Consider the following 25,752-nt stretch of genomic DNA (forward strand, 5'->3'; position numbering starts at 1 on the left):
GATAATATAAAACCTTTTCAGGTGAATCCAGCCGGCCAGATCGTTACAGAATAACCAGGTTATCTCTGTGAATAAGTTCATATTCATCCACATAACCCAGCACAGCTTCAATCTGGCTGGTAGGACGACGCATGATCTTGCGTGATTCACGAGCATCGTAATTGATCAGGCCACGAGCGATTTCACGGCCGCTGGCATCGAGGCAGGATATGGCTTCTCCACGTTCAAATTCACCCTTTATCTCCACCACCCCGATGGGCAGCAGACTTTTACCTCCAGACAGCAATGCTCTGCTGGCCCCATCGTCCAGCACTACACTCCCCCGTACCTGGAGATGATCGGCCAGCCACAACTTGCGCGCCACCTTCACTGGCATATCCGCCAGCAGAATGGTTCCGATAGCCTCTCCACCTGCCAGACGAACCAGCACATCCTTCGCCCTGCCTGAAGCGATCACCGTATGCGCACCGCTGCGAGCAGCACGCCTGGCAGCCATTACCTTGCTTTGCATACCACCGCGTCCGATGCTGCTGCCCGCCCCACCGGCCATGACTTCGATATCCGGATCGCTGACGCTGACTTCCGGGATCAGTCTGGCATCGGTATTTTTGCGCGGATCGCCGGTAAAAAGACCTTCCTGGTCAGTCAGGATCACCAGCACTTCGGCTTCGATCAGATTGGCAACCAGTGCAGCCAGATTATCGTTGTCACCAAACCGGATTTCATCGGAAACCACAGTATCGTTCTCATTGATGACCGGAATGATACCCAGATTCAGCAGCGTAAGAATGGTCGAACGGGCATTCAGATAGCGTTTACGACTCGACAGATCATCATGCGTCAGCAGAATCTGAGCCGTCTGTAATTCGTATTCACTGAAACAATCGGCATAGGCCTGGGCAAGCCCCATCTGCCCCACTGCCGCGGCAGCCTGCAGCTCATAAAGCGCCGCAGGACGCATTTTCCAGCCCAGACGCTGCATACCCTCGGCAACGGCGCCGGATGAAACCAGCACGACTTCCTTGCCCATCTGTCTGAGCCGGGAAATCTGTCCGGCCCAGCCTCCCAGTGCACAGCGATCAAGACCGTGTCCTTCATTCGTCACCAGGCTGCTGCCAACTTTTACGACTATCCGGCGGGCGGATTGCAGAATCGATTGCGTCATAAAAATCAGGTTTCTTCGCTATCAGACTGTAACTGTTGCAGATGCCCCATGATGGCATAAATCAATGCCTGGCACCCCCTCCCGGTCAGCGCAGAAATAGCAAACCAGCGCTCCTGCCAGTTCATTGCCTGCAGCAAACGTGTGCAAACAGCCTGCTGCTCATCTTCGGGGAGCATATCCACCTTGTTGAATACCAGCCAGCGGGGTTTACGATAAAGTGTTTCATCAAATTTGCGCAGCTCATCCACCAGCGCTCTGGCCGAATGAACGATATCGACATTCTCGTCAAAAGGAGCCACATCGATCACATGCAGCAGCAGGCGGGTACGGCCGAGGTGCTTGAGAAATCGGTGACCGAGACCGGCTCCTTCTGCCGCACCTTCGATCAGGCCTGGAATATCCGCCATCACGAAACTGTGCCCGGCATCGACCCGCACTACCCCCAGATTGGGATAAAGCGTGGTAAAGGGATAGTCGGCCACTTTTGGACGTGCCGCAGAAACAGCGCGAATCAGGGTGGATTTACCGGCATTGGGCAACCCCAGCAGCCCGACGTCTGCCAGCACCCGGAGCTCCAGCCTGAGCTCGAACTGCTCTCCTGCTTCACCATGGGTAAATTGCCGGGGAGCACGGTTGGTACTGGACTTGAAATGGAGATTACCCAGTCCGCCTCTTCCGCCTTTGGCCAGCAGCACTTTCTGCTGGTCGTGTTCAAGATCGGCAACGAGTTCACCCGTCAGATCGTTGGTAATGATCGTACCTACCGGCATACGCAGCACGATATCTTCCGCTCCTTTACCATAGCAATCGGAGCCGCGCCCGTTTTCTCCCCGTTTTGCCCGGAAAACCGGTGTAAAACGATAGTCGATCAACGTATTGAGATTGTGATCAGCCAGTGCGTAAATACTGCCGCCGTGACCACCATCTCCCCCGTCCGGTCCACCTCTGGGAATAAATTTTTCACGACGAAAGCTGGCAACACCATTGCCGCCATCTCCCGCAGAGATCTGTATTTTTACCTCATCAATGAATTTCATGAGTGCCCCGAAGCAATTATTTTAATTGCGGGCGGAGAATTTATTCCAGTAAAAAACTATAATCAAAGTAAAAAGCCCCATTCAGAAAATGGGGCTTTTCTCCAACTTGCACGGTCGGGCTGATCGGACGATCAGGAGGGAATGACTGCAACTGTTCTCCGGTTCATCCGCCCTTTGACAGCAAAGACAATCTTACCATCCACTTTTGCAAACAGGGTATGGTCACGCCCGATCCCGACATTATCACCGGGATGGAACTGCGTGCCACGCTGACGTACGATGATTCCACCCGCCCGGATGATTTCACCACCATAGCGCTTCACACCCAACCGTTTGGAATGAGAGTCACGCCCGTTTCTGGAGCTGCCGCCCGCTTTCTTATGTGCCATGAATCAATCTCCTTATGCAGAAATACCGGTAATCTGAATTTCAGTATAATTCTGTCGGTGTCCCTGTTGTTTCCGATAATGCTTGCGGCGACGCATTTTGAATATGCGTATCTTGTCATGCCGCCCGTGACTGACCACAGTCGCGCTGACTTTTGCCTGATCGAGTAATGGCGCGCCAGCAGAAATCGCTTCACCATCCGCAATCATCAGAACCTGGTCCAGTTGAATATCACTTCCCACTTCTGCGGGCAGCGTTTCCACCTTCAGCTTATTCCCGACCTCAACCCGGTACTGTTTACCACCTGTCTTGATTACTGCGTACATATACGTCTCCCGTCCTAGAACCGCGCATTATAATGATATCCGCGGATTTTGTGTAATAAATTCAAGTAACACGGCATACTCGTCAAACATTCGCTCCGGCTTTGATCGAGTCTGCCCTGCCGCAGACAGAATCTGCTGGCCCTGGTCAATGCTATAATCAGCCGGTTTATTTCCAAGTTTACGGATATCTCATGCCGGTACCCCACCTCACCCATGCACTGAACGCACCCACCCTGGATCTGGAAAAACGCATCCTGGCTGCCAAACCGACGATCGAGCACTGGTTCCGCAAACAATGGCAGCATCACACCGTGCCGTTCTACTGCTCGGTAGATTTGCGCAACAGCGGTTTCAAACTGGCACCGGTCGATACCAATCTGTTTCCCGGCGGATTCAACAACCTCAACCCGACTTTCATTCCGCTGTGCATTCAGGCAATGATGATCGCTGTCGAAAAAATCTGTCCGAATGCACACAATGTTCTCCTGATTCCGGAGAACCACACCCGCAATGTCTTTTATCTGCAGAACATCGCCATGCTGCAATCCATCATGCAGCAGGCAGGAATGAACATTCGTATCGGCTCGTTGCTGCCCGATCTTGACCAACCCCTGCCTGTCCTGCTACCCAATGGTGATTCCCTGTTGCTGGAACCGGTACAGCGTGAAGGAAACAGACTGTTTACCCGGGATTTCGACCCCTGTGCCATCCTTCTGAATAATGACCTGTCTGGCGGCATACCTGAAATTCTGCAAAATCTGGAACAGATCATCATTCCACCCCTTCATGCAGGCTGGGCCACTCGCCGCAAATCCTGGCATTTCAGTGCCTATGACAATGTGGCGCAGGATTTCGCCGATCTGATAGGCATCGATCCCTGGCTCATCAACCCTTATTTCATTTCTTGCGGAAAAGTCGATTTTCATGAAAAAGAGGGTCTGGATTGTGTCGCGGCCGGCGTAAACGAAATTCTGCATCTGATCAGAGAAAAATATGCCCAGTACGGGATCAGTGAAAAACCGTTCGTCATCTGCAAGGCAGACTCGGGCACTTACGGCATGGGTATCATGAGTATCAAGGACGGCGCCGAGCTCTATAAACTCAACCGCAAGCAGCGCAACAAAATGGCAACCATCAAGGAAGGACTCGTTGTCAAGAACGTGCTGGTACAAGAAGGGGTACACACGTTCGAAAGTATCCATCAGGCTGTAGCCGAACCCGTTATCTACATGATCGATCGCCATGTAGTAGGTGGATTCTACCGGGTACATACCGGCCGGGGGATCGATGAAAACCTGAATGCACCGGGCATGCACTTCGTACCACTGGCCTTTGACACCACCTGTATGCAGACAGACCCCACTGCCCGGCCGGATGCCGCCCCCAATCGTTTCTATACTTATGGTGTCATCGCCAGACTGGCACTACTTGCCTCAGCCATCGAGCTGGAACGGTATCTGCAAACACCCCTGCCTGTATTGGCGGAAGTCTGATGAAACTGGCTTTCATCCTGGATCCGCTCGACAGTATCAAAATCGGCAAGGATTCGAGCTACGCCATGATGCGTGAGGCCGCAGTCCGTCACCATCAGCTGTATACCCTGCAACAGAATGATCTGGCGTGGAAAGATCATCAGGTCATCGGCTTCGCACGACCGCTGACACTCCTCGATCCGCCGGAAGGTGACCACCGCTGGTATGAAGAAGGTGCCATCGAAGAAATTCCGCTGTCCGGGTTTGATGCTGTGCTCATGCGAAAGGACCCTCCTTTCGATACCGAATATATCTACAGCACCTACTTGCTCGAACTGGCTGAACGCCAGGGTGCCTATGTCGTGAACAGCCCGCGAGGAATTCGTGACCACAACGAAAAACTGGCGATTACCGAATTTCCCCGATTCACGCCCCCCTCACTGGTAACCAGCCAGGAACAACTGATTCTCGAGTTTCTGGCCGAACATGAGGACATCATCCTAAAACCCCTGGATGGTATGGGAGGCGCCGGTATTTTCCGTATCCAGAATACCGACCATAACATTGGCGTCATCATCGAGACACTGACACGCTACGGTACGCGCACCATCATGGCACAGCGCTTTCTGCCGGAAATCCGGGAAGGCGACAAACGCATATTGCTGATTGCGGGAAGACCAGTCGATTATGCACTCGCACGCATCCCAAAACCGGGGGAAACACGCGGCAACCTGGCAGCCGGCGGGACGGGTGTGGCACGACCGCTATCAGCCCGTGACAGGGAAATTGCCGAAGAACTGGGACAGATACTCTATGCGCGTGGCCTGATGCTGGTAGGGCTGGATGTCATCGGCAACCATCTGACGGAAATAAACGTCACCAGCCCGACCGGCATGCGAGAAATCTCCGATCAGACCGGAACGAACGTTGCGGGACTAATGATCGATGCGCTGGAACAGAACATTGCCAGGAAAAACCGGTAAAAATATCGCACGGCACTAAACAGCTAATCTCCAACCGGGCCGCGCGCCAGATCAACCATTTTTCTCAATCTCTCGACATCGAGCACGCGCAATTCATGGCCCGTCCGCTGAATCAGCCGGTTCCTGGCAAGTTCACTCAATTCACGGGTAACGGCTTCGCGGTGGGTGCTGACAAAACACGCCAGCTCGGCATGTGTCGGGGCAGGCTTGATAATGGCCGTATTCGGAGAATCCATGTGCTGCCTTGCAAGTCTCAGCAGTTCTGCATGGATGCGATTACGCACCGCCAGCGTACTGAAATCGAAGACCCGTTCAGTCAGACGGCGCACCTGGCCTGCCAGACGCTGCATGATCGCCATGCAGAATACCGGGCTCTCATGCACCAGCCGTATGAACGCCTGGTTTGACATGACCGCCAGCAAAGAATCAGATCGGGCAACGACCGTAGCAGATCTCGGCTGACCATCGATTGCCGTCAGCTCACCGAAAAACTCCCCTTGCGATAAATCGCACAGAATCACTTCATCACCGGAATAACCGAAGTAATGAATCCGCACACCACCTTCAAGCACAAAAAACACATTGTCACTATGATCGAGGTAACGAACGATCTCTTCTCCAGCAAGAAAATGCTGCATTTGCAGAAGCTGCGCCACCATCTCCAGATCTGAAGCGGAAAAATCCCTGAATTCTCTGATGACTGTCAGTTGAGTACCGGTTACCTCTCTGGATTGATTGTAAAAATCATTGGCATAAGTACTCATACTCACCACTCCCTATGAGGCCTGTTGCGCGAATAGCTTCGATCATACGATCCTGCCGCAAATTACCAGGGGATACAGTAAACTTGTCCGCGGAATACCAATACTGACCTGCAGTTATCATCTCCAGCATAGGCATCTGTGCTGCCGCTCCCTAATTGCAGCATCAGTTCTTTTATACTTGAACCCGCTCCGGCTGTCATCCCTGCAAGCCCTTTACCATAAAAAACCAGATCAGCTTGTTCACCATCTTTCTTTTTGATGACAAGCACCCCCTCTGTTCTTTCAGAATCCAATTCGTTCCTGGTTAGCGTTTCCAGGTTCTTAACTGTCAGATCCTGTTTTTCATAGGATACGACCTTTACCGGAATACCCGTCTGGCTTAATTTAAACAGGTAAGCCAGGATTATTACCAACAGTATGATATTAACAAGAAAACTGATTCTGTATCTGGTCAGTAATCCTTCCCGATCATGAGTTCCCATCGTATCTCCCAAGTTAAAAGTTCAAGGTTATTCTGGCAAACAACGTCCGTTCAGGTATATATCTGGGCAAAGCCGGCTCCGACAGATAAAGATACTGATTCCGGTAGTAGAAATGTTTATTCAGTAGATTTCTGACTTCAAAACTCAGCAATCCTTTGCGTTTGGGCAATCTGTACCCTGCAACCATATCCAGCAGAAAAAAATTGGAATCCTTCTTCTCAATCCAGCCAAGCCATGTATCTTCGTCAAATCGCGCCCATTTTACATCCTGCATGACATAAGTGCCGGTCAGCTTCGCCCAGAATCCATTCTGGTCAAAATAGCTCACACTGATCGGCGCTCTCAATGTATGAATATTCGTAGGCAAATCTGCATATCTTTCCTTTCTATCGAATTTCTCGTATTCAGGTTCGATCGCAACAACCCAGTTCGGGCGAAACGTGCCATAAACATAGCCCCGGAGTAATTGTTCTTTCTGCTTATCCCAATAATAATCCCTGTCCGACACACCCAGCTCAGGAATTACCGGCACATCCAGATCACGCTCGGATACCTCCACTCCGCCATAAACGGCATTGGCAAAATGAATATCCAGCCCGACTGCCTTATGTCGTGATTTCGTTCCGGTCATTTCATCATAGAATTGATTAAATCCGGCGATCTGGGTCGGCTCGATTGTCGCCTGACCAATCAGATCCCGCTTCAGCGCTTCAAACCAGGCCATACGCAAACGAACATTTTTGTGGAAATCTACCTGCAGTCCAATTTTGGGATCAAATTCACTGACTTTTCGATTGATTCCTCCAGCATCATTGGAATAGGCTTGATAACTGAAACCCAGCGTGGCCATCACATTTTTGAGTATATTCAGATTCGAATACAGATACGCAACATTCTGTTCCTTATCCGCTTTGGACTTCTCACATCCCATCATCATACAAATCAGCGGTTCGGTATTTTTTCTGAAATCATTCGTCAGATTGGTCCGGTAAATACCACCACCAGTAATCACATTCACCCGATCCTTGCGAAGAATATGTTGTGCTTCAACCTGGTAACCATGGCTGCGCTGATCCCCATAAAACGGGAAATCACTACCCAGATCTTCTATTACATCAGCATCCTGGTGCGTATAAATCGTCGAGAATAGAAAATTCTGCCGAGGTGAAATCCGGTACATCGCCCCTATACGCGCCGTATCTTCTTCGAGATTCAAGCGCGCTACCTCGGAAAATTTCTTTGGATCAAAATCCATCAGCAAATCCCCGTGCTTCTTTTCCCGCCGGCGCAACTCTGCCTGAACATTCAAATCCGGTGTAACCGCATACTGCACGAAAGCATTATAGATATTATGCGTCTGGTCATTGTTGGGCCGGAATCCATCGGTCTGATAATGAAACTGCCCCACACTGACCGAAGCCCGGTCATACACGCCGGACACAACGACTTCATCCCCCAGCGCACCATGATTGCCAACTACACCGGAGGCCACCAGTTGCGCCTTATTGCGCTCCATCAGTGGTGCGAATTCGTTGAACCCCGGTGCTGAGGGGCCTGTACCGGTAATGAGATTGAGGTCAGCTACCGCCATTCTGGGCTGTACCGGATTGACGTTGACTGGCTGCAGCAGTTGAGCCTGCAGCAGTTCGCTCACCCGCGCGATTTCGTGGCGCGGAACATTGGCATAAGCATCGGACAGAAACCGGTGCGCGGAATGACTGGCCGGATCAAAGCTCAGCGACTTGGCCGTTTCCATCAGAGCACGTTTTTCAAACCCGAGATTGTCATAAATCCGTGCCAGGCTGGAACCGCGCGCTGCCTGATCCTGATCCAGCAGCAGTTGCGAACGGTACACCGCACGATTATCGTTCAGCTCAATTGATTTCTGGACATCGCGCAACGCTTCCACTGGCCGGTTCTGGGTCTGTTTCTGGATCGCATCGTACAACCAGGGAGTGGGATCGTTCGGGTCGCGTGCTTTGGCCAGATCAAACTGGGTGCCGGCCAGCGGATAGCGCTTTTCTTCGAAATAGGCTTTCCCGAGATAACTGCGGATCAGCGAATTCGCCGGATCCAGGCTGGCTGCCGTTTCGATATCGATACGTCCGGCTTCGAGTTTATTCTCACGTATCCGGGCAATCCCGATCCCCAACCGGGGCATAGGATCAGCCTGATCGAGCACGGTCGCCCGGGCAAAAGCTACCTGCGCCCGGTGAGTATCAATCTGCAGAAGATGGGCAAAACCCAAAACGGTTTGTGTCCTGCTCAGATCAGGGTCGAGGCTGACAGCTCGTTCGGCTGACTGCAACGCATGGTCGGATTTCCCGGCAGACATCTGCAATTCTGCCAGGCGTGCCCAGGCCAGGGCATTTTGCGAATCGAGCCGGACAGCCTCCTCCGCACTGGCCAAGGCTGTTTCGATCTGAAAATTCGCTTGCTGCGCATAAGAAAGTGCCAGCTTTGCTGCAGATGAAGCCGGATTATTTCTGACAGCCTGTCCAGCCAGTGCCAGTGCTTCCTGCTTACGATTCTGTACCACGAATATCATTGCATGCAATGCCAGTGCATCACTGTTACCGGGTTCAAGCTGCTCTGTTCGTTGCAGATCCGATAAGGCTTCCTTTACCCGACCGGTGGTCAGCAACAGCTCGGAGCGAAGAATCAGAGCATCTACCGTCAATTCTTCGGCCAGCAGATGATCCAGTTCAGCCAGTGCTTCTGCCAGCTTGCCCTGCCGATACTGTTCGATTACATGATGCACCGCAGGTGATTGCTGATTTTCATGACCTGATCGGGAGTACAAATCAATCAGCATTGGATAGTGCAACGCCCACTGCACTGCATCGAGCGGGTGCACCATGACGGTCTTTCGGGCAGGCTGATTTTCCTGAAAAACCGCAGCCTCCTGATTTGCCAGAATCAGATTATCCTGATCACTACCAGCCTTAACCCGGCCTTCATAAACCGCGATCGTTACGCTGGGAGACGAGTCATCCTCGCCGCCTGCATCCACCAGAAATTCGGTTCCATCGACACTGGCATTGACCACAGGTGTTCTGATTTTGAAGGGTTTAGGCGTGCGGGTGATGATGTGCATCACGCCATTCATTAAATCCAGCAGAGTATTCTGCTCGACATCAGGGCCTGAGATAGTAATTGCCGTTCGCTGATTCAGCCGAAGCATGCTTTCGTTACTGAGCCGGAGCGCTGCACGACTGTTGGCGCGCACCCTCACTCTGTCACCGGCACAGAATGTGCTGTTGGAAGCAGCCATGTGCCAGCCCGAATCTCCCGGCCGGTGATATTCCACCACACCCTGCAATGAAACCATCCGTGCTACCGGTGCGTTGCATACCTCCTCCGCAAAGGCAATCGAAACAGCACCAGTCGTCATGAAAAAGCACAATCCCGGCAGAGCTCTGTAAAGTAATTTCAGTGTTGCAGGAATCCACCCGGTACATTGCGCATTTTTCATAAATTTATCATTTCGCCGTTGATAACAGACAATCATAACAAATTGCCGGAATATGGTTTCAATACATCAGCATAACATCGCTACAGATTAACCGGTAAGGTGCTGTATCGACGTGATTTTTGACACAGTTGCCAACAGGAAATCTGCGGGCCGGATGTGCTGTCTGCATCCGGACATCATTTCGATTGTATGGATATGATCAGCTCACCCGCTTCCCGGACTGGAAACAATCGGGGTTCACGGCAATAGGTAAGCATGAATCGGGTGGGGCCATCTTCGGGGAAACGTTCATGGATCATTTCGAATCGATGCAATGCATCCACCCGGTTGCCGGTTTGACAAACGTGCAGTGCTTGCTCATACGCGGCACACAGCTGTCTCTGCGCTGCATTGCTGCCACTCTGACGAGCGACCAGTTCAAACAGGTTGACCGGTTGTGACTTTCCCGGCAGCAGAAACCGCCCGAGCGGACGCAGCAGCAGATCATTCAACCCATTTACTACTTCTTCCGATACCAGCAACCGGGTACCCAGATGCTTATTGACTCCCTGGATACGGTTGGCTGTATTGACGATATCGCCCACCGCACGGTACTCATAATGCTGTCGTGCACCAATGTTGCCTAGTACCATTTCACCAAAATGTAACCCTAGCCGGGTTGGAAGGGGCGGACGGCCGTATCCGCCCTGGTGATTGAAGCGCTCTATCGCGCTGATGATATCCAGGCAAGCCAGGCACGCCCGTTCGCGCACAAGCGGATCAGCAGAACCAGCCGCCCAGATGGCCAGCATGGCATCGCCGATCACATCGGACACTTTGCCCTGATAACGCTCAACCGGTTCAAACAGGCACTCATAATATGCATGCATGAGTGCGGCAAGCTGGCGAGGATCCATAGCTTCAGCAAGCGCAGTATATTTTTCCGCATCTGTCGCCAGGCAGGCTCCATAGACCAGTTGCCCTTCCGTATGGATCGGGCCTGCACCACGAACCATATCCCGCACCACTGGCTCTGGCCGATGTCCACCAAACAGCGCCTCGATCCGCCTGCGTTCCCGGTCAGCTTCAAAATACAGCAGGGTGACGATCCCGATCACACCCACCGGTAACTGCACCATCAGCGGAATAGCCAGAGGAATCCACAATTGCCATTGTCCGAACAGCCATACACTCGCACTGCCATAAGCACAAAACGACAGGATTCCTGCCAGTGCCATTCCCAGCGTATGCACCATGGTATTCCTTGCGGGAATGACAAAGCAGAGCAGACAAACACCCGTTCCCAGCAGCAACAGAATGAGGGCACCATTTACCGGTGCTGCCGGATGGATCGATTCGCCCTCCAGCAAATTGGCAAAGGCAGTCGCGGCAATTTCCACCCCGCTGAGCGTCAACCCGTCCGGCAAAGAGAAAACGGTCTGGTAATCATCTCTGACTTTGTCCTGCCCCGAAACGGTTTCTGCTGAAAAGCCGACAAAGATCGTTTTTCCTGCCAGATCCAGCTCACCGGCCGTTTCCGGTTGACCACCGCCTTCATCCAGCAGCAGATGATAAGGAATAGTCCTGATCGTGCGCGGTGGGCCGTAGAAATTCAAGTAACGCACTTCACTGCCGCCATAAAGATCAATCAGTGCTCGGAGAATACGCTGCTGCGCGGTATCGAGGTTTTCCCCTTCAGCCGATTTCTGCAACAGCTTTTCTGCCAGCACTGGTTTTTGCATGAATAGATTGCGCAAATCGAGAACCAGATTCTCGACATCGGCTTCATTCACACTTGCAGGAAGCTGTCGGATCAAAGCAGGATCGATACCGGCAAGCAAAGTGAGAAAATGCTCGTATACTTCAGCAGATGACAGCTGCAGCAAAAGTGATGGCAACGTAGGCATATCACTGCCACCGGGTCTGAACGTCCAGTAATAACTCACCCAGGAGGATTTTTGCAGCGGAAAAGGCGCATGGGCACGTGCGGCATCCGCAATGATCGGCAGAATCTTTCCGGTATATTCCCGCAGAATATGAGTGTATGACCCATCCGCAGCCATTCCCGGGAACCGGGTTTCCTCGAAATCCAGCCTTTCCACCAGCACCACATTACCCGCATGCTTAAGCGCCGCAGCAAACTGCTTATCATGGCGAGCATCGCTGCCGGGCCTGTCGAATACCAGATCGAACACCACTACTCTTGCCCCCGCCTCCACCAATCTGTCGATCAGACGGGCATGCAGTGCGCGCGACCAGAGGGAAGGTTTGAGCGGCAGCTCCAGATGAGTGGCAGAAGCCTGGTCAACAGCAATGACAACGACATCAGCGGGAGCGGTTCTTTCCCCGCGCAGATGAAATAGCCAGTAAAGGCCGAATTGTTCCTCGATGGCTGTACCCTGCGGTGACAGATATACAGCAGCCCCCAGCAGGCCAATAAACACGGCGAGAGCAAACCGCCAGCGCCACAATTTCATTTAACCCGGATTATCCATTGACTCGCGAGGCAGGAATATAGCAGGTATCCAACAGGTAACCGGACTGGTGATGGTGGCAGTGGAATGTGTAACCGTGATACAAAACAGCCCTCTTTGCAAGGTGAAACGCCAAAGCAATCAGCCAACGTTGAAAAACTGTTTTCTACTACTCAGAAATCTACCGTGATCTCCTGCCAAACAGCCGATAGGAATACTGAGACCTCTTCTCCGCAATACAGTATTGCGTGGTTGAAGAGTGATTCTTCAAAAACTGCAGTCCAAAAAGAAAAGGCCTGTTCAACAGGCCTTTTCAATGGAAAAACCAGGATTAATAACCGCCCTGCCAGGCGTCACCCGATTGTTCTCTGGCCTTCTGAACAAGCGCAACGATATCGCCACATTTTACTCTGACGATTTTCCCGTTCTCGACTTCAGTATGGCTTTTTACGACATCGGTCGGTTTTTTATCTTTGCAGGCCAGATAATCCAGCATATCTTTGGCACTGATCGGCGCCAAAGAAGACTCCAGATTTCCACTGGCAAACGTTGCTGTGGAACCCAGTACAAAAGCAGAAACAAAAGCTGCGACGATCACCTTGTTCATTTGCACTCCTCTTCAAATTTCCCAAAACAAATCCACTACCTGACAATCTTTCAGGCTCCCTCTAACCTGTCCCCTGATCGGCTTCCCGGCCTCTCATCTCAAAAACCGGCTCTGATCACAGATACAGATTACCGGCCGGCACCTTAACCCTCCCGCCGACCTTGGTTAATACAAACCGGCTACATTCTATCAAGTAATTCATTACCTTTGCATCTAAAAACAAGCGATTTTCCGTTTTTACCCCTGCCTTCCGTTTCAAATATTTTTCCATATCCGGTATGCTGCCTCGTCACAGAAAATTTATGGAACATCATGGATCACAACCTGCACCGCCCACGCACCTTGATTCTTCCGCCTGCCCCCTATGCTGCGGCTCTGTTTGCCGGCTGGTGGATCGACCGCAACCTCCAGTCACTCTCCTGGGATTGGGGTACAGTGACACAGTCACTCGGCTGGCTGGGAGTAATCACAGGACTGGCACTGCTGGCATGGACAGCCATTACGCTTTGGCGCCACCGAACCACCGTCAACCCCTACAAAGCGGCCTCCAGTCTGTGCACTACCGGACCGTTCCGCTACAGCCGCAATCCGATCTATCTCGGTGACTGGCTGATTTTCATCGGGATCTCGATGCTGCTGTCGACCTGGTGGCCACTATTCTTCGCACCGCTGATCTGGGCAATGCTGCGCTATGGCGTCATCCGTCATGAAGAAGCCCACCTCGAAGCCAGATTCGGGGAATCCTATCGGGACTACCAAACCAGAGTAAGACGCTGGCTCTGAAACCATACACCCGCTGTATCAAAGCCTTGCCGTGACAAACCCGCACAACTCTTCATCATTCCTGCCATTCACTCGGCACGCAACTATGCTCTCGTTCCATCTTCGCAAAGCTGCAGGCCGGTAGCCCATTGTTTTTTTGTTGAAATCTTGATCAATCTCCGAACACAGCTTCAATCGTCTGAGCAGTCAGGATTCGTTTTCCCCAAACCAGCAATGTTTGCGTATCCGCCGATCCAATCCGCGCGCGTACAGCATCGCTCACCGGGCCAAAACGCTGTTCCAGTAAATACAACAGAAATTCGGATTCTCCTTCCAATCGTCCTTCCTGCCGTCCTTCCAATCGCCCTTCCTGTCGTCCTTCCTGCCGTCCTTCCAATCGTCCTTCCTGGATTCCTATTTGCTTGCCTTCCTCGATGCCTATCTGTTTGCCTTCTTCGATTCCCTGCTGTCTCCAGTCTTTAGTCCATTCCTTGACACGTTCTGAGAGCATGCTTTGTACCTCCTGTAAATCATGAATTTCACTGAAGCTGGTCCCCGGCATTCTGCCCGGCAGGAACACCCGTTTCAACCAGACGGTAAATGATCGCCGCAGTCCGCTTTGTTCGGGAGATTGCAGCCAGGCGATCAGGGCTTGCAGTACCTGCTCGACATCCTGCGGGGTGCGGCTGTTTTCCAGCCGAAACAATGCCGCCGTCAGGTTACGCAAGGTGGCCAGTTCGTGATCACTGTAGCTGCCTTCATCCAGCAGCAGGTAGTTGAGTTGCGGCCGGTAGCGATCCAGCCCGCCGGGTGCCGGGAAGATCAGTCCTTCCATGTTCACCGGTGCCTGCCAGCGGGTATCCCCATTGTACAGAACCACCGGTAGCACCGGCGGCAGCCGTTCACCCGTTCTGATGGATTCGCTGCGGATGAGATCCTGATACAGCAAACCGACATAAGTCATGATCCGTACCGCCATGAACCAGTCCACAGTAGACTGGAATTCGAGCAGCAGATAGACATACAGCCATTCACCCGTTTCGCCTTTCCCCCGGCGCAGGCGCCAGATGATGTCATCCTGCCGTTCTCTCAGGTCATCGCTGATGTAGCTGCCGTTGATTTTCTCCAGCGTGGAAAAATCCAGCTCGTACACCCACTCTTCCCTGACGAAACCACGCAGCAAGTCAGCCACCATTTCAGCGTGGGAAAACAGCAGTTTGTAGCCATGATCATGCTCCATTGGACAAGTGTAACACCATGGCGTTTTCATGAGTCAAACCACACTCACCCTGGCTTGCTTCGGCGTACACTGTTCGAGTCATGAGTGAGGCGGTATGGTTGCAGCTGCTTGCTTCGCCAAGGCGCTCTGGTAATACAATCACGAAAAGGGAGATCAATCATGTGGCAGACAATTTGTCGAGGTGCAATCGCGGGTGGGGTATTGTTGCTTACGGTTCAGCCGGTATCGGCGGCTGAACCGGACCCGGCGCAAGTGGAAAAAACGGTGCAGGCTTATATCGGCAAAGCCAATCAGGAGGCTGCTCAAAACCGTGAATCGGTGGAAGAAAGCCAGGTCGTCACTGCTGATTTGAATGGCGATGGCCGCGCGGAAATCATTTTGTGGTCAACCCGCTATGGCGGCACCTATTCTTTCAATGACGTAACGATATTTACCGATAGCGGCCGGGGTTATCAGGTAGCTGCCGGAACAGAGGATGTGCTGGGCATGGTGGAATCGATCGAAGTCAAAAACGGCCTGATTCATATCCACGCCCTGTGGCCCGGCCCGAACGACCCACGCTGCTGCCCGACAGTCAAGAAAACCGCCGTTTATCAATGGCAGGGCAAAGCACTGGCCGATGTAACCAGCCGGGTTTCCGGCAAAAAGTAAGCTTTGGCGATAACACCGACATGCCGGCGCCGGAATCGGCATGTCGCGCCTGCTTTTGAAATATCAGATTTGTTCGCGATTTATATGGCGAACCACCACTTTTGCACAGCCGCGCTGCTCAGCCTGCCATAAATCATACGCAAGCTGACCTTTCAGCCAGCTTTCCGCGCTCGGCCCATCAAGCCATGCTTCCAGACGCAGAGCGAGATCGACGCTGATACCGGCCTTGCCGTTCAACACGCGCGAGAGGGTAACACGGTTGATTCCCAGCTCTTTTGCCGCTTGGGTTACGGTTAACCCAAGCGCAGGTAGTACATCCTCGCGCAGGGTTTCACCGGGATAAGGGGGGTTGTGCATTCTGGCCATATTGACTCCTGTTCAGTGGTCATCCCGGTAATCAACCAAGATGACATCTTCTCCATCAAATACAAAAATCATCCGCCAGTTACCATTGACCATTACCGACCAATATCCTGACAGATCGCCAGAAAGTGGGTGCAACTTCCAGCCGGGTATATTCATTTCACGCGGATTGACTGCATCATTCAGCTGCCGCAGCTGACGTGCAAGACGTGAGGCATGATCCGGCCGGATACCTGATTTATCTCCTGTTTCAAAGAATAATTGCAACCCTTTATGCTTGAAATGGCGGATCATTTAGAGATTGTAGCGTTATACGCTACAAGAAGCAATTATAAAAAAATACTGGATTGCTTCACTCTTGCAAATCCGCAATGACGGGTAATGAGCTGTTCTTCAAACAATCAGAAAAACGGTAGATCAATCATTTCGCTATTCCAAGGAACACAGCCAGGCAACGCTCAATCTCTACCATAGTATCCGGGTCGATACATCCGAGAACCGGCCCTACTTTGTCGCGTTTCACCGTTATGATCTTGTCCACCATTACCTGCGAAGGTTTTTGCAAACCGTTCTCGGCACCAGGCTGTACAGTGATACGTAGCAATGGCGCAGCAACCAGCATGCTGGTGACAGGTAATACCGTTACGCTGGTATGTTCACTGAACAGGTTAGCCTGAATCACCAGAGCGAATCCGGGTTTACCAAAATCGCCCGGTACAGCGATGGTCACGAGATCGCCGCGTATCATTCCGTCCAGCCATCACTATCGGCCAAAGCTTCATCCATGAACTGTTGCATGGATGTATCCGCTTTGTCCGCCTGAGCTATGAGAAGGCACTGGCGGCGGCATTCTTCTGCAAAATCCGGACGGCGGGTGTCCGGTACCCAGATTTGTACCGGACGTAATCCGGCCATGCGTAGTGTGTCACGGTGCTTTTTAACACGAGCATTAACATGCGTGGTTCCCATGTGGAGTCCTCCTGATGCGTTACATGCAACATTATGCCTAAATACACATGTTACATGCAACAAAGCTGTTGCATCCTTGCTCATCATCTGCCCCCGGTGCGAGTTCAAATCTCTGCACTGCAGTAAATAGCGCGATTGAAGCAAGGTTCGCCATCCATAATTTCATGGATCAACCGGTACCTGACATCAAAGCAGTTTTGCATGATCCTGAGTCTGGCAATCGGATACGCGCGATCGAAGGTTGCGAACAAAGTGTGGCGGGGCGGGGTCGGCGCTTCTATTACCAGCTACTGGATTGCTTCACCCTTGCAGATTCGAAAAGACAAATTACCAATGCATAAGTAAATGTTAGTTATCAAAAACTATAGAGAATAAAAAAACCGCCCAGGGTTTCCTAAGGGCGGTCATAATTAATACGAAGCTCTCTTTAAGGAGTAGGAGTAACGCCAGGACAGCTCTTTGGAGCATATTTATTATCCGCATCAGTAGCACATGACCAAGTTCCATCAGTACGCGTCAAGGTAATTTTTTTACCACTCACTTGAGATGGAGCGTTCGTAAGCGTACATTCAATGGTAGTTCCAGAAGTAACAATAGTACAGTTACTAGTCGGTGTTTTAAGACCAATAACCGTAGGATCCGTGCCAACTGTATCACCGTTATTGACACGTTCCTCAAATGCGGTCTTTCCTGCTGAAATTTCAGCAAGACCAGCAGTCACTTTCGATTTAGCCTGATAATCTGAATAAGCCGGAATCGCCACGGCCGCCAAAATACCGATGATCGCAACGACGATCATCAATTCAATCAAAGTAAAACCTTTTTGGGTATGTTGCATGGTTCAGTTCTCCATCGGGTTGAAAAAGAAAACAGGATTCTCAGAGTATTGCCTGCTTCATGAATACTGCTGGGGAGTATAACGACTGCTGCCATTCTGGCTTTAGAAAAATTTTGAGGCACCCTCGTTTTTGACGGCTCTCTACCTATCCATGCCGATACGAACTGATCAGGTTGCTACTGGCGTATATTCGGGCACAGCGCGATCATTCCCGCGCCCACGCCGGATTTGCACTGACAAGCTGTAGAAACGTTACAAACCCTCATCAGCGCAAGCAATGTATCCATCATCACCGTCATCGAAGGTAAACAAAGCGGCTCGGCTGATTATTCTCTGCAAAATGTTCTGGATGCGCTGGAAAAGAAGACTAGATGGGATTGTCCACCCTTATATGGAAGGCCAGGGACGAATTACTTGCCATTGGATGTTATACAAGTAAAAAACGAGGGAAACTTAACAAGTACACTACCGACTCAATAACTATATTTCCCCGTTTTTGACCATTCTTCTGACAACAAAAGCCACAACAAGTGATACAACAGTCGTTCCTCCCAGTATCCTGCCAAAACAGGGTACCCTATAAACGCGGAGAATACAGATGCGCTGATTGCGGAGAGCCCTCTATTAAAAAACCAGGAATCTGACCTCGTGCTGCCTGTTTTTTGATGCCTCAAGCAGTGCATTATCATACTGCTGCTGATGTTTCATACTCGACTCTGCCATGATTAATATCCTTTCAGCAGCACCAGGTACTATTTTTTCATACCCTTCCAAGATAGCCGGGTGCGGTATCGGACCTAAAAACGTAGCTGACTGAATTTCGGCAGAAACTCTAGTAGAGACATTATTTTCGTTTCTATTATTGCTGGAGTGAGCAGATGTACTTCTATTATTTTTGGATGGATGAGACTTGGGCATCATTCTCGAATTTGTTGCAGGCATCCTTCAATGCCATTCCCACGCGAACGAAATGTGAAGCAACGTCATTTGCTGCATGCTGACGTGCGGCTGATTTTCGGAACGTATCTGATGGCATGATATCCACCAGACTCCCGACCCCGTATAAGATATTTCTTGTCACTCTTTTCATGTTTCAACTCTAACATATCAACAACGGTTAGGGAACCTCTGAAAACCGTCAGCGAGGTAGTCAGTTCAAGGCAAAAATCAGCGAAGAAACGGAGTTTATACATAGAGCATTTTGATGCCGACTTTTAACGCAGAAATAGCAACGCAGGTAGTTTTTCAGAGGTTCCTTAGGCTAATAACTCTATCAAGAGTCCTGATCCGAGAAGGTAAGAACATCGTTATTATTCAGGTTTTAAACCAATTTTGTGCCTAAGCTCTCGTGGCCAGTTGCTATAAGACAGTCTCATCCTCCATGTCAGCAGCGGGCGCACTGAGCCTTCGTACTGTCAGGGCACAGCGTTGCTCGATCAAGATCACAATTTGCTCAACCACGGCATGGCCAGCAAAGCCATGCTCACGGCTGGACTGAAGCTCACGCGCCGTCGGCGGCATCGACTTTGCCAAGGCCAGAATCCGCTTTCTGGCCTGCGCCTTGCCAAGGCCAACAGCTTCAGAAAATTGGTCCCAGTGCCGTGTCTGTACTTCGCTGAATTTGTACTTGCTGCCGATTTTCATCGCCATCTTGGGCGTCAGAGTCGGATAGATCGCCGTCGACAGCACGTCGTAGAACGGCGCCAGGATGGCAGACTTACCCGCATACAGCAGTGAGAAATTCTTGGCATGCGCGTCATGATTGCCGATCAGCGCGTTGAAGATCACATAGTCGAACAAGCGCAGGATCTGTGGTGCGCTGGGCCGCGTGATGCGCCGAACCAGATCGAAACATTGCACCAGATCCGGGCCGCCTTCGTTCTGGTACTTCATTTCCGGCACCACGCCCAGCGCCTGGCAAAAGTCCTCTTGGTGCAGGCGCTGCCGCTGGCCTTGTGCATCGACCACCCGGTCGTAGCGCTCGATCAGCAGGAACTGTCGCCCCAACACGGAATGCACCTGTGACTTCGCTGGCTTGAGCTGCATGGCTTCAGCCAACGCCAGACAGAAGCCTTCGTTGGTGACCGTGTCCATCAGGGTACGGATGGCGGGCTTCAAGATATGTGAGCTGGGCGATCCATTTCTCGGCAGACCGATCCGGGCGCCATCGGACACCACCGGCAGTTTGTCTTGAGTGCCCGCTAGTGAGAGCCGCACGCCATCCTTGCCGGCTAACATCGGCCGATGTGGCAGTTCATCGAGAATGGCAACAATCTCTTCCTCGCTCAGCCACTGAACGTCGTCGCCTTGCCCAGGACTGGACAACGACTGCCCTGGCTCCAGCAAGGTAACAGCCCCGGCACACTCCCCACCGATGTGATCGAGCAACGCAAAATCATTCTGGCTCGACACCTGAAATTGCTGTGCAATGAGGCGCCGGAGTTGCCCCTCTGGCAAAAGTCCCCCAAAGAAGGGCCGCGTGTGGTGATCGTCGAATGATTCTGCTTGCAGATGCAGTGAGCTGGAGAGGGTCGCTGCATCTGGGCGTGAGAGCCAATCCGGGCTGTAACGGAAATTCAACCTGTCCTCGATCAGGGCCAGGGTTCCAATCCGTTCGGCGAACAGCCAGACTTCCAGCTCACGCGCCATGCTGGTTGCCCTCAGGGTGATTTTCGGAGTCTGAGGATGACAAGCCGGTGATTTGGAGCGCTCCACCCAACGCGTCGATCACGCGCAGCACGTTTTCCAGACGCAGAGTGGGCTTGCCTGCTTCAAGGTCGACGATGAAGCGCACACCAACCCCTGCCGCCAAAGCCAACTGGGGCTGTGTTAAGCCCAGCTGTTTGCGTGCAGCACGCAGTGCGTCACCGAGTTGTTCTGTGGTTCGTATGGAACTCATCACTGGCCTTGTTTCCCGTTCGGGAAATTATCGATCAGTTTGAAGAAGGAGGCAAGTAATATTTCCCGATCGGGAATTTTCAAGCAATCGTGCGCTTAGAAACCAAAAACTTCCCGATCGGGAAGTTCCAGTGACTGCGAGGAGCAATGAGGACAAATGCGGAAGGATGCATACAGGTTGGGACTATTGCGGAAATATTTTTTCGATGAGTTTTGAAAAAGAAAACCCCTGCCACTAGGGGAACAGCAGGGGTCAATGACTACTAATTCCATTTCTAAATCAAAACTAACTTTGTCGGCTTCGCCTAGCCGTATTATTTATACTGTCTGCGGCTCGCCTTCGTGTCATTTTTGATTTGGGAATAGAATAACTAAAGAGAGATCGTGAGTCGCCTCACACGAATATATTACCCACTATCAGAATTGTTATCATTAACAATGAAGGGTTTTTACCGCCTTTATCTACGTTATGAAATACATACTTTTATGGCAGAGGAAATCATAACGGCCGTTTGGGAGATTTTGACAAATCTTGAGAAGCTACTGGTTACGGGGTGGATTGAAGTAGAGGAAACCCTGAGTTGCATCTACCCAAGACAGGAATGGGAAGGTTGGTAATGCAGGGTGAACAGCAAAAAAGCCCAGCTTTTTAAGGGCTGGGCTTTTATCAAATCAAGCCTTAATCAAGGAGCTTGAATATTGGATGCCTGCTTGCCCTTTTGACCTTGTGTTACATCAAAAGAAACTTTCTGACCTTCTCTAAGCGTCTTAAACCCATTCATATTGATTGCAGAAAAATGCGCGAATAGATCTTCACTACCATCGTCAGGAGTAATAAACCCAAAACCTTTTGCATCATTAAACCATTTAACTGTACCTGTCGTCATGCGAATACTCCTGTGTCAATAAACGGAAAAGCTTCCGTAGAGCTATTTGAATCTAAGATTGCACATGGAATACCAACAGGAACGCCAATGACTGCAAAAGCTTTGAAACAAATTCGTTGTGATGATTACTTATACTCTGAGTAGAACTGAAAGTCGAGGAAGTAAAAATCTTGGTTATCTCAAATCACCATTCACAACCATCCGGTAATTTCGGATAATTGCCTGCCCCCTGATCTGCTCGTTCACCTTGTCCAGGCCACCGCCTAATCGGATAATTTCTGCTGCAGCACCTGATTTGTATGAGGCTCTCCATGAAATCATTAGTCCACTCGCCCAAAATGATGAAGAGGGATTGATCGAGCATACGGAAACGATGGTGAAAGCAAGAGAAGCACTTGCGAAAGCGACTGGAAGAATAATGAAATCAGAGTTTGCGGAAAAACCACTTACCCGATTTATCGAATAAGTGGCTGATTTAAATGGTGGCCAAGGGCGGAATCGAACCACCGACACAAGGATTTTCAGTCCTCTGCTCTACCGACTGAGCTACTTGGCCTTTAAGTAAACAATGACTTATCAGATTGATATCGTTTTGAAATACACAATATCCGTTCTTCTGGCGCGCCCGGCAGGATTCGAACCCACGACCCCTTGGTTCGTAGCCAAGTACTCTATCCAACTGAGCTACGGGCGCATCTCATCTTCTTCATACGGGAAATCATCCATCTCCCGGTTCATTACTTTATTCCACAACCATTCCAGGAAATGGCGCCCGGTGTATCCGGGGAGCTGTGCATGATGTTACATTCAGGTGTTTTTGTCAAGAATCCGGCGGTTTCTCCGGGATCAGCGGCCTTCTGCAGGGTACTTAATGGCTGCATTGAACAACAAAATACCCGAAATCAGTTACAACTGTGCCGGCTTCTTCGAAAGTTTGCGCTGCAACGTTCTGCGGTGCATATTCAATACCTTGGCCGTAACAGAGACGTTATTGTCGTTTTCCATGAGGATACGGTGAATGTATTCCCACTCCAGCCGTTCCACTGAAAGCGGATGAGGGCTGATAGGGGTTTCGGTATCTCCACTCGTGCGCTCGAATGCCGCCATGATGTCATCCGCATCCACCGGTTTTGCCAGGTAGTGGGTGGCCCCCAGCTTGATGGCTTCAACTGCCGTTGCAATGCTGGCATAACCGGTCAGCACGATGATACGGGTTCCGGGATCCAGTTCCCTTATTTTCTCGACCAGTAATAAACCGGATTCATTTCCCAGCTTGAGGTCGATGATGGCGTATTCGGGCATCAGTACTTCCGCCTGCTCGAGCGCAGTTTTGATGTCATGCATGCAGGTGGTGTCAAACCCGCGCTTTACCATCGCTCTTGCCAGCACTTCACAGAAAGTTTCATCATCATCTACAATCAGCAGACTGGGGCGATCCATGGAATTATTCACAGGCATTCTCCTTTATAGTGAAGTACTGGTCGTTCCGTGCAAAACCGGCAGGGTGACATGAGTGCATGCCCCGCCTTCCGGACGATTGAATAAGCGCACACTTCCGCCGAAACGCTCGATATTGGTGTTGGCAAGAAATAATCCGATACCAAAGCCCTGCCCCGGCCCTTTGCTGGTAAAAAATGGCTCTCCCGCGTGTTCAGCGGCTTCCGCATCCAGTCCCGGCCCGTCGTCGAGTATTTCGAGATGCAATTGTTTTTCATCCCAGCGGCTGATGACGGTCACTTGCCGGGTCGAGGCATCAGCTGCATTATTCAGCAGATTCAGGATGGATTGGCTCAGCAAACGGGTATTCATGATGATTGGCACCGGCTGCACTCCTTCACTCTGACTGGTAAATCTGATCGAGGGGCGGATCAGTTGCCATTTGTCGATCACCTGCTGCAGAAAAATATCGACAGGCTGACTGTTTCCCTCTTCTACTCTGGCCTGCCCGGCATCGGCCAGCAGATGGGTCAGCGTCTGTTTGCACAGGGAAATCTGGTTACGCAAAATGCGGATATTGTTCTGAAATTCGGTATTCCCGGGCAGTTCCTGCTGCAGCTCACCGGTGATGATGGCCATGGTCGATAGCGGCGTACCCAGTTCATGCGCCGCACCAGCAGCCAACGTTCCCAAGGCAATGATCTGTTCGTTCTGCAATGCCTGCTCACGCGATCTGGACAGTTCCTTGTCACGATCCCGGATCGAGGCATTCATTTTGACGACGAATGAGGTGATGAGTAAGGTACTCAGCACAAATGTCAGCCACATTCCCGAGATATGCAGGTTAAATTCGAACATGTGGCGGCTGTGGTCATCGAGATGATCATGCGGAAGCGGAATGAACTTGAACAACAGAAAGGTGTAGCAGGAAATGGTAATGGCCGCCATGGTCCAGGTGTAATGCCAGGGCAGCACAGTCGCTGCAATGGTAAGCGGAAGCAGATAAAGTGAGATGAAAGGATTGGTTGAACCGCCGCTGAAATACAGTAATGCGGTCAATCCGGCGACATCGATCAGCAACTGGGTAAAAAATTCAGGATTGGTCACCGGCCAGGAATAGCGCAGACGAATCCAGGTAAGAAAGTTCAGAACCGCGAGCAGGGAAATCGTCACGATAATCGCTGTCCAGGGCAGTTCGAGTTCGATGATGCTGTAAACTGTCCAGAAAATGATGATCTGGGAAATGATAGCGATGATTCTGAGCAGGAACAGGCGCTGCAAATTCTTAGCGGAAGGAGACTGGTTCAGGATATTGAGAATGCCCATCGATCCGTTTTTTACTCCATTCGTCTGTTTTGTCTCCGTGTCACGAAGATCAGATACGGCCCGGAATACGAAGTTACCTGTTTCAGCCATGCCGGCCTCTGTAAACCTCTGGTACGCCGTCTTTACATCATGCAGGCATCCGGCCGCTCCTCCATGATGGAGCGCGGCCGGACATTTCAGGAAAACCTGCCAGAAACAGGAATTCTCCTGGCAACATCACTCATACGGCTGAGAACGTGGTGTATCGTTATTGGAAGGTGGCAGAATCGGCAACTTGAAGTCAGGCTGATCGCCGGTCAGGGTTTTCAGGAAAGCAACGATTTTGGAAACTTCATCCTTGTTGAACTCACGGTTCAATTGGATTCTTCCCATGGTCTCCACTGCCTGTTCCAGCGTTGCGGCCCCTCCATCATGAAAATAGGGGTAGGTCAGCTCGATATTTCTCAACGTTGGCACTTTGAATACATTACGATCAGCTTCATTGCCGGTCACATCCATCCGCCCCGCGGCCGGGTTTTTGGTCTCATAGGGTTTAAAAACACCCATTTTCTGATAAGAACTTCCACCCACGGCTGGTCCATTATGACATTGCACGCAACCGCTGCCCTTGAACAGGTTGTAGCCTTCCAGCTCATCCTGATTCAGTGCGTTTTTATCGCCTTCCAGCCATTTGTCGAATTTTGAACCCGGTGTCACCAGCGTTTCTTCAAATTGGGCAATTGCGGTGGTGATGCGATCGATCGTCACTTCATCGGAACCAAAGACTTTCTTGAATCGCTCACGATATTGAGGCATGGAAGCGACCACTTTTTCTGCTATCTCATGGGTAGAGGCCATTTCCTTCGGGTTGGCAATCGGGCCGGCAGCCTGTTCTTTCAGGTCTTTGGCTCTGCCATCCCAGAATTGCGCCAGATTCATGCTGGAATTCAGGACAGTCGGAGCATTGATCGGGCCTTGCTGCCATTTGTGCCCGATCGAGGTGGTAATATTATCGGTTCCGCCCATGCTCAGGTTATGACAGGAATTGCAGGAAATGAACCCCGATTTGGAAAGTCTGGGGTCAAAAAACAGCATTTTCCCCAGCTCTGCCATATCGGCATTCTCCGGAGTCACCGCCTTAATCGGTTGTATCGGTTCATTGGCAGCCATTACACCGGCAGACGCAAACATCGCCCCCAGACTTAATGACAGCAGCGAAACAGTCAGTGTACGCTTGATCATTGCACTCTC

The 25,752-nt window shown here is 51.2% G+C and carries 27 protein-coding genes and 2 tRNA genes; 5 read left to right on the forward strand and 24 right to left on the reverse strand.

The window, feature by feature from the left end:
* Positions 1–43: 43 nt before the first annotated feature.
* From proB to rplU, 4 genes are all read right to left on the reverse strand, one after another.
* The gene (gene proB, locus B5D58_RS03145; protein WP_011111868.1) at positions 44–1,165 is read right to left on the reverse strand and encodes a glutamate 5-kinase; all 1,122 of its coding nucleotides are present in this window, start codon (positions 1,163–1,165) and stop codon (positions 44–46) included.
* A 5-nt stretch (positions 1,166–1,170) separates the two neighbouring features.
* Positions 1,171–2,202 (reverse strand): Obg family GTPase CgtA, encoded by a 1,032-nt coding sequence (cgtA, locus tag B5D58_RS03150; protein WP_011111869.1) that lies wholly within the window; start codon positions 2,200–2,202, stop codon positions 1,171–1,173.
* A 131-nt stretch (positions 2,203–2,333) separates the two neighbouring features.
* On the reverse strand, positions 2,334–2,591 hold the full coding sequence (gene rpmA, locus B5D58_RS03155; protein ID WP_011111870.1) for a 50S ribosomal protein L27: 258 nt from the start codon (positions 2,589–2,591) through the stop codon (positions 2,334–2,336).
* 12 nt (positions 2,592–2,603) lie between these two features.
* Positions 2,604–2,915: a 50S ribosomal protein L21 gene (gene rplU, locus B5D58_RS03160; RefSeq protein ID WP_011111871.1), complete on the reverse strand. Its 312-nt coding sequence runs from the start codon at positions 2,913–2,915 to the stop codon at positions 2,604–2,606.
* A gap of 191 nt (positions 2,916–3,106) precedes the next feature.
* Between rplU and gshA the strand changes: the two genes are divergently transcribed.
* On the forward strand, positions 3,107–4,408 hold the full coding sequence (gene gshA, locus B5D58_RS03165; RefSeq protein ID WP_011111872.1) for a glutamate--cysteine ligase: 1,302 nt from the start codon (positions 3,107–3,109) through the stop codon (positions 4,406–4,408).
* A complete protein-coding gene (gene gshB, locus B5D58_RS03170; RefSeq protein WP_011111873.1) occupies positions 4,408–5,370 on the forward strand; it encodes a glutathione synthase in 963 nt (320 codons plus the stop codon). Before gshA ends, gshB begins: the two co-directional genes overlap by 1 nt.
* 23 nt (positions 5,371–5,393) lie before the next feature.
* Here the strand turns inward: gshB and B5D58_RS03175 are convergent, their stop codons facing one another.
* From B5D58_RS03175 to B5D58_RS03195, 5 genes are all read right to left on the reverse strand, one after another.
* On the reverse strand, positions 5,394–6,134 hold the full coding sequence (locus B5D58_RS03175; RefSeq protein ID WP_050731255.1) for a Crp/Fnr family transcriptional regulator: 741 nt from the start codon (positions 6,132–6,134) through the stop codon (positions 5,394–5,396).
* A gap of 62 nt (positions 6,135–6,196) precedes the next feature.
* Positions 6,197–6,616 carry a hypothetical protein gene (locus B5D58_RS03180; RefSeq protein ID WP_011111875.1) on the reverse strand — a complete coding sequence of 140 codons (420 nt, stop codon included), beginning with the start codon at positions 6,614–6,616 and terminating at the stop codon, positions 6,197–6,199.
* A 13-nt stretch (positions 6,617–6,629) separates the two neighbouring features.
* Complete coding sequence (locus B5D58_RS03185; RefSeq protein ID WP_234988980.1) at positions 6,630–10,091, reverse strand: TonB-dependent receptor domain-containing protein; 3,462 nt, start codon at positions 10,089–10,091, stop codon at positions 6,630–6,632.
* 176 nt (positions 10,092–10,267) lie between these two features.
* Positions 10,268–12,547, reverse strand: a complete 2,280-nt coding sequence (locus B5D58_RS03190; RefSeq protein ID WP_011111877.1) for a CHASE2 domain-containing protein — start codon at positions 12,545–12,547, stop codon at positions 10,268–10,270.
* 328 nt (positions 12,548–12,875) lie between these two features.
* Complete coding sequence (locus tag B5D58_RS03195) at positions 12,876–13,151, reverse strand: hydroxylamine oxidoreductase (RefSeq protein WP_011111878.1); 276 nt, start codon at positions 13,149–13,151, stop codon at positions 12,876–12,878.
* A 312-nt stretch (positions 13,152–13,463) separates the two neighbouring features.
* On the opposite strand from B5D58_RS03195, the gene B5D58_RS03200 reads away from it, so the two are divergent.
* Entirely contained in the window at positions 13,464–13,934 is a 471-nt protein-coding gene (locus B5D58_RS03200) for a methyltransferase family protein (protein ID WP_011111879.1), read from the forward strand.
* Between the two features lie 151 nt (positions 13,935–14,085).
* Here B5D58_RS03200 and B5D58_RS03205 read toward each other — a convergent pair whose 3' ends face one another.
* On the reverse strand, positions 14,086–15,183 hold the full coding sequence (locus B5D58_RS03205) for an Rpn family recombination-promoting nuclease/putative transposase (RefSeq protein WP_011111880.1): 1,098 nt from the start codon (positions 15,181–15,183) through the stop codon (positions 14,086–14,088).
* A 129-nt stretch (positions 15,184–15,312) separates the two neighbouring features.
* Between B5D58_RS03205 and B5D58_RS03210 the strand changes: the two genes are divergently transcribed.
* A complete protein-coding gene (locus B5D58_RS03210) occupies positions 15,313–15,804 on the forward strand; it encodes an FG-GAP repeat domain-containing protein (protein WP_011111881.1) in 492 nt (163 codons plus the stop codon).
* Between the two features lie 63 nt (positions 15,805–15,867).
* Here the strand turns inward: B5D58_RS03210 and B5D58_RS03215 are convergent, their stop codons facing one another.
* From B5D58_RS03215 to cspE, 9 genes are all read right to left on the reverse strand, one after another.
* The gene (locus B5D58_RS03215; protein WP_011111882.1) at positions 15,868–16,170 is read right to left on the reverse strand and encodes a HigA family addiction module antitoxin; all 303 of its coding nucleotides are present in this window, start codon (positions 16,168–16,170) and stop codon (positions 15,868–15,870) included.
* A gap of 12 nt (positions 16,171–16,182) precedes the next feature.
* Complete coding sequence (locus B5D58_RS03220) at positions 16,183–16,461, reverse strand: type II toxin-antitoxin system RelE/ParE family toxin (RefSeq protein ID WP_011111883.1); 279 nt, start codon at positions 16,459–16,461, stop codon at positions 16,183–16,185.
* A gap of 127 nt (positions 16,462–16,588) precedes the next feature.
* Entirely contained in the window at positions 16,589–16,915 is a 327-nt protein-coding gene (locus B5D58_RS03225) for a type II toxin-antitoxin system PemK/MazF family toxin (protein ID WP_011111884.1), read from the reverse strand.
* Positions 16,912–17,136, reverse strand: a complete 225-nt coding sequence (locus tag B5D58_RS03230; protein ID WP_041356736.1) for an antitoxin MazE family protein — start codon at positions 17,134–17,136, stop codon at positions 16,912–16,914. Before B5D58_RS03230 ends, B5D58_RS03225 begins: the two co-directional genes overlap by 4 nt.
* A gap of 427 nt (positions 17,137–17,563) precedes the next feature.
* Positions 17,564–17,974: a pilin gene (locus tag B5D58_RS03235; RefSeq protein ID WP_011111886.1), complete on the reverse strand. Its 411-nt coding sequence runs from the start codon at positions 17,972–17,974 to the stop codon at positions 17,564–17,566.
* A 624-nt stretch (positions 17,975–18,598) separates the two neighbouring features.
* On the reverse strand, positions 18,599–18,916 hold the full coding sequence (locus B5D58_RS14405) for a DUF2335 domain-containing protein (protein ID WP_078737646.1): 318 nt from the start codon (positions 18,914–18,916) through the stop codon (positions 18,599–18,601).
* 417 nt (positions 18,917–19,333) lie between these two features.
* Positions 19,334–20,623 carry a type II toxin-antitoxin system HipA family toxin gene (locus tag B5D58_RS03245; protein WP_011111888.1) on the reverse strand — a complete coding sequence of 430 codons (1,290 nt, stop codon included), beginning with the start codon at positions 20,621–20,623 and terminating at the stop codon, positions 19,334–19,336.
* The gene (locus tag B5D58_RS03250) at positions 20,613–20,873 is read right to left on the reverse strand and encodes a helix-turn-helix transcriptional regulator (RefSeq protein ID WP_041356737.1); all 261 of its coding nucleotides are present in this window, start codon (positions 20,871–20,873) and stop codon (positions 20,613–20,615) included. The genes B5D58_RS03245 and B5D58_RS03250 overlap by 11 nt, the downstream gene beginning before the upstream one ends.
* 682 nt (positions 20,874–21,555) lie before the next feature.
* A complete protein-coding gene (gene cspE / locus B5D58_RS03260) occupies positions 21,556–21,759 on the reverse strand; it encodes a transcription antiterminator/RNA stability regulator CspE (RefSeq protein ID WP_011111890.1) in 204 nt (67 codons plus the stop codon).
* Positions 21,760–22,054: 295 nt separating this feature from the next.
* Here cspE and B5D58_RS13820 point away from each other — a divergent pair, with 295 nt between their 5' ends.
* The gene (locus B5D58_RS13820) at positions 22,055–22,225 is read left to right on the forward strand and encodes a hypothetical protein (RefSeq protein ID WP_158297464.1); all 171 of its coding nucleotides are present in this window, start codon (positions 22,055–22,057) and stop codon (positions 22,223–22,225) included.
* Positions 22,226–22,239: 14 nt separating this feature from the next.
* Here the strand turns inward: B5D58_RS13820 and B5D58_RS03265 are convergent.
* The 5 genes from B5D58_RS03265 to B5D58_RS03285 form a co-directional block, all read right to left on the reverse strand.
* Positions 22,240–22,315: transfer RNA gene (locus B5D58_RS03265), tRNA-Phe, on the reverse strand.
* Between the two features lie 61 nt (positions 22,316–22,376).
* Positions 22,377–22,453: transfer RNA gene (locus tag B5D58_RS03270), tRNA-Arg, on the reverse strand.
* A gap of 212 nt (positions 22,454–22,665) precedes the next feature.
* On the reverse strand, positions 22,666–23,199 hold the full coding sequence (locus B5D58_RS03275) for a response regulator transcription factor (protein ID WP_011111891.1): 534 nt from the start codon (positions 23,197–23,199) through the stop codon (positions 22,666–22,668).
* 24 nt (positions 23,200–23,223) lie between these two features.
* Entirely contained in the window at positions 23,224–24,612 is a 1,389-nt protein-coding gene (locus B5D58_RS03280) for an ATP-binding protein (RefSeq protein ID WP_011111892.1), read from the reverse strand.
* A 126-nt stretch (positions 24,613–24,738) separates the two neighbouring features.
* Positions 24,739–25,743 (reverse strand): cytochrome-c peroxidase, encoded by a 1,005-nt coding sequence (locus tag B5D58_RS03285; RefSeq protein ID WP_011111893.1) that lies wholly within the window; start codon positions 25,741–25,743, stop codon positions 24,739–24,741.
* Positions 25,744–25,752 lie beyond the last annotated feature (9 nt).

Source organism: Nitrosomonas europaea (assembly GCF_900167395.1).
Classification (GTDB): Bacteria; Pseudomonadota; Gammaproteobacteria; order Burkholderiales; family Nitrosomonadaceae; genus Nitrosomonas; species Nitrosomonas europaea.

Excerpts from the sequence above, each read along its gene's own strand:
- B5D58_RS03230 (WP_041356736.1), bottom strand. The coding sequence starts at position 17,136 with ATGGGAACCACGCATGTTAATGCTCGTGTTAAAAAGCACCGTGACACA.
- B5D58_RS03245 (WP_011111888.1), bottom strand. The coding sequence starts at position 20,623 with ATGGCGCGTGAGCTGGAAGTCTGGCTGTTCGCCGAACGGATTGGAACC.
- gshB (WP_011111873.1), top strand. The coding sequence starts at position 4,408 with ATGAAACTGGCTTTCATCCTGGATCCGCTCGACAGTATCAAAATCGGC.
- B5D58_RS03175 (WP_050731255.1), bottom strand. The coding sequence starts at position 6,134 with ATGAGTACTTATGCCAATGATTTTTACAATCAATCCAGAGAGGTAACC.
- cspE (WP_011111890.1), bottom strand. The coding sequence starts at position 21,759 with ATGACGACAGGTACAGTTAAATGGTTTAATGATGCAAAAGGTTTTGGG.
- B5D58_RS03185 (WP_234988980.1), bottom strand. The coding sequence starts at position 10,091 with ATGAAAAATGCGCAATGTACCGGGTGGATTCCTGCAACACTGAAATTA.
- B5D58_RS03200 (WP_011111879.1), top strand. The coding sequence starts at position 13,464 with ATGGATCACAACCTGCACCGCCCACGCACCTTGATTCTTCCGCCTGCC.
- B5D58_RS03250 (WP_041356737.1), bottom strand. The coding sequence starts at position 20,873 with ATGAGTTCCATACGAACCACAGAACAACTCGGTGACGCACTGCGTGCT.
- gshA (WP_011111872.1), top strand. The coding sequence starts at position 3,107 with ATGCCGGTACCCCACCTCACCCATGCACTGAACGCACCCACCCTGGAT.
- B5D58_RS03195 (WP_011111878.1), bottom strand. The coding sequence starts at position 13,151 with ATGAACAAGGTGATCGTCGCAGCTTTTGTTTCTGCTTTTGTACTGGGT.
- B5D58_RS03215 (WP_011111882.1), bottom strand. The coding sequence starts at position 16,170 with ATGGCCAGAATGCACAACCCCCCTTATCCCGGTGAAACCCTGCGCGAG.
- B5D58_RS03205 (WP_011111880.1), bottom strand. The coding sequence starts at position 15,183 with ATGAAAACGCCATGGTGTTACACTTGTCCAATGGAGCATGATCATGGC.
- B5D58_RS03275 (WP_011111891.1), bottom strand. The coding sequence starts at position 23,199 with ATGGATCGCCCCAGTCTGCTGATTGTAGATGATGATGAAACTTTCTGT.
- cgtA (WP_011111869.1), bottom strand. The coding sequence starts at position 2,202 with ATGAAATTCATTGATGAGGTAAAAATACAGATCTCTGCGGGAGATGGC.
- B5D58_RS14405 (WP_078737646.1), bottom strand. The coding sequence starts at position 18,916 with ATGCCTGCAACAAATTCGAGAATGATGCCCAAGTCTCATCCATCCAAA.
- B5D58_RS03235 (WP_011111886.1), bottom strand. The coding sequence starts at position 17,974 with ATGCAACATACCCAAAAAGGTTTTACTTTGATTGAATTGATGATCGTC.
- B5D58_RS03220 (WP_011111883.1), bottom strand. The coding sequence starts at position 16,461 with ATGATCCGCCATTTCAAGCATAAAGGGTTGCAATTATTCTTTGAAACA.
- B5D58_RS03180 (WP_011111875.1), bottom strand. The coding sequence starts at position 6,616 with ATGGGAACTCATGATCGGGAAGGATTACTGACCAGATACAGAATCAGT.
- B5D58_RS03190 (WP_011111877.1), bottom strand. The coding sequence starts at position 12,547 with ATGAAATTGTGGCGCTGGCGGTTTGCTCTCGCCGTGTTTATTGGCCTG.
- rplU (WP_011111871.1), bottom strand. The coding sequence starts at position 2,915 with ATGTACGCAGTAATCAAGACAGGTGGTAAACAGTACCGGGTTGAGGTC.
- B5D58_RS03210 (WP_011111881.1), top strand. The coding sequence starts at position 15,313 with ATGTGGCAGACAATTTGTCGAGGTGCAATCGCGGGTGGGGTATTGTTG.
- B5D58_RS03225 (WP_011111884.1), bottom strand. The coding sequence starts at position 16,915 with ATGATACGCGGCGATCTCGTGACCATCGCTGTACCGGGCGATTTTGGT.
- proB (WP_011111868.1), bottom strand. The coding sequence starts at position 1,165 with ATGACGCAATCGATTCTGCAATCCGCCCGCCGGATAGTCGTAAAAGTT.
- B5D58_RS03280 (WP_011111892.1), bottom strand. The coding sequence starts at position 24,612 with ATGGCTGAAACAGGTAACTTCGTATTCCGGGCCGTATCTGATCTTCGT.
- B5D58_RS03285 (WP_011111893.1), bottom strand. The coding sequence starts at position 25,743 with ATGATCAAGCGTACACTGACTGTTTCGCTGCTGTCATTAAGTCTGGGG.
- rpmA (WP_011111870.1), bottom strand. The coding sequence starts at position 2,591 with ATGGCACATAAGAAAGCGGGCGGCAGCTCCAGAAACGGGCGTGACTCT.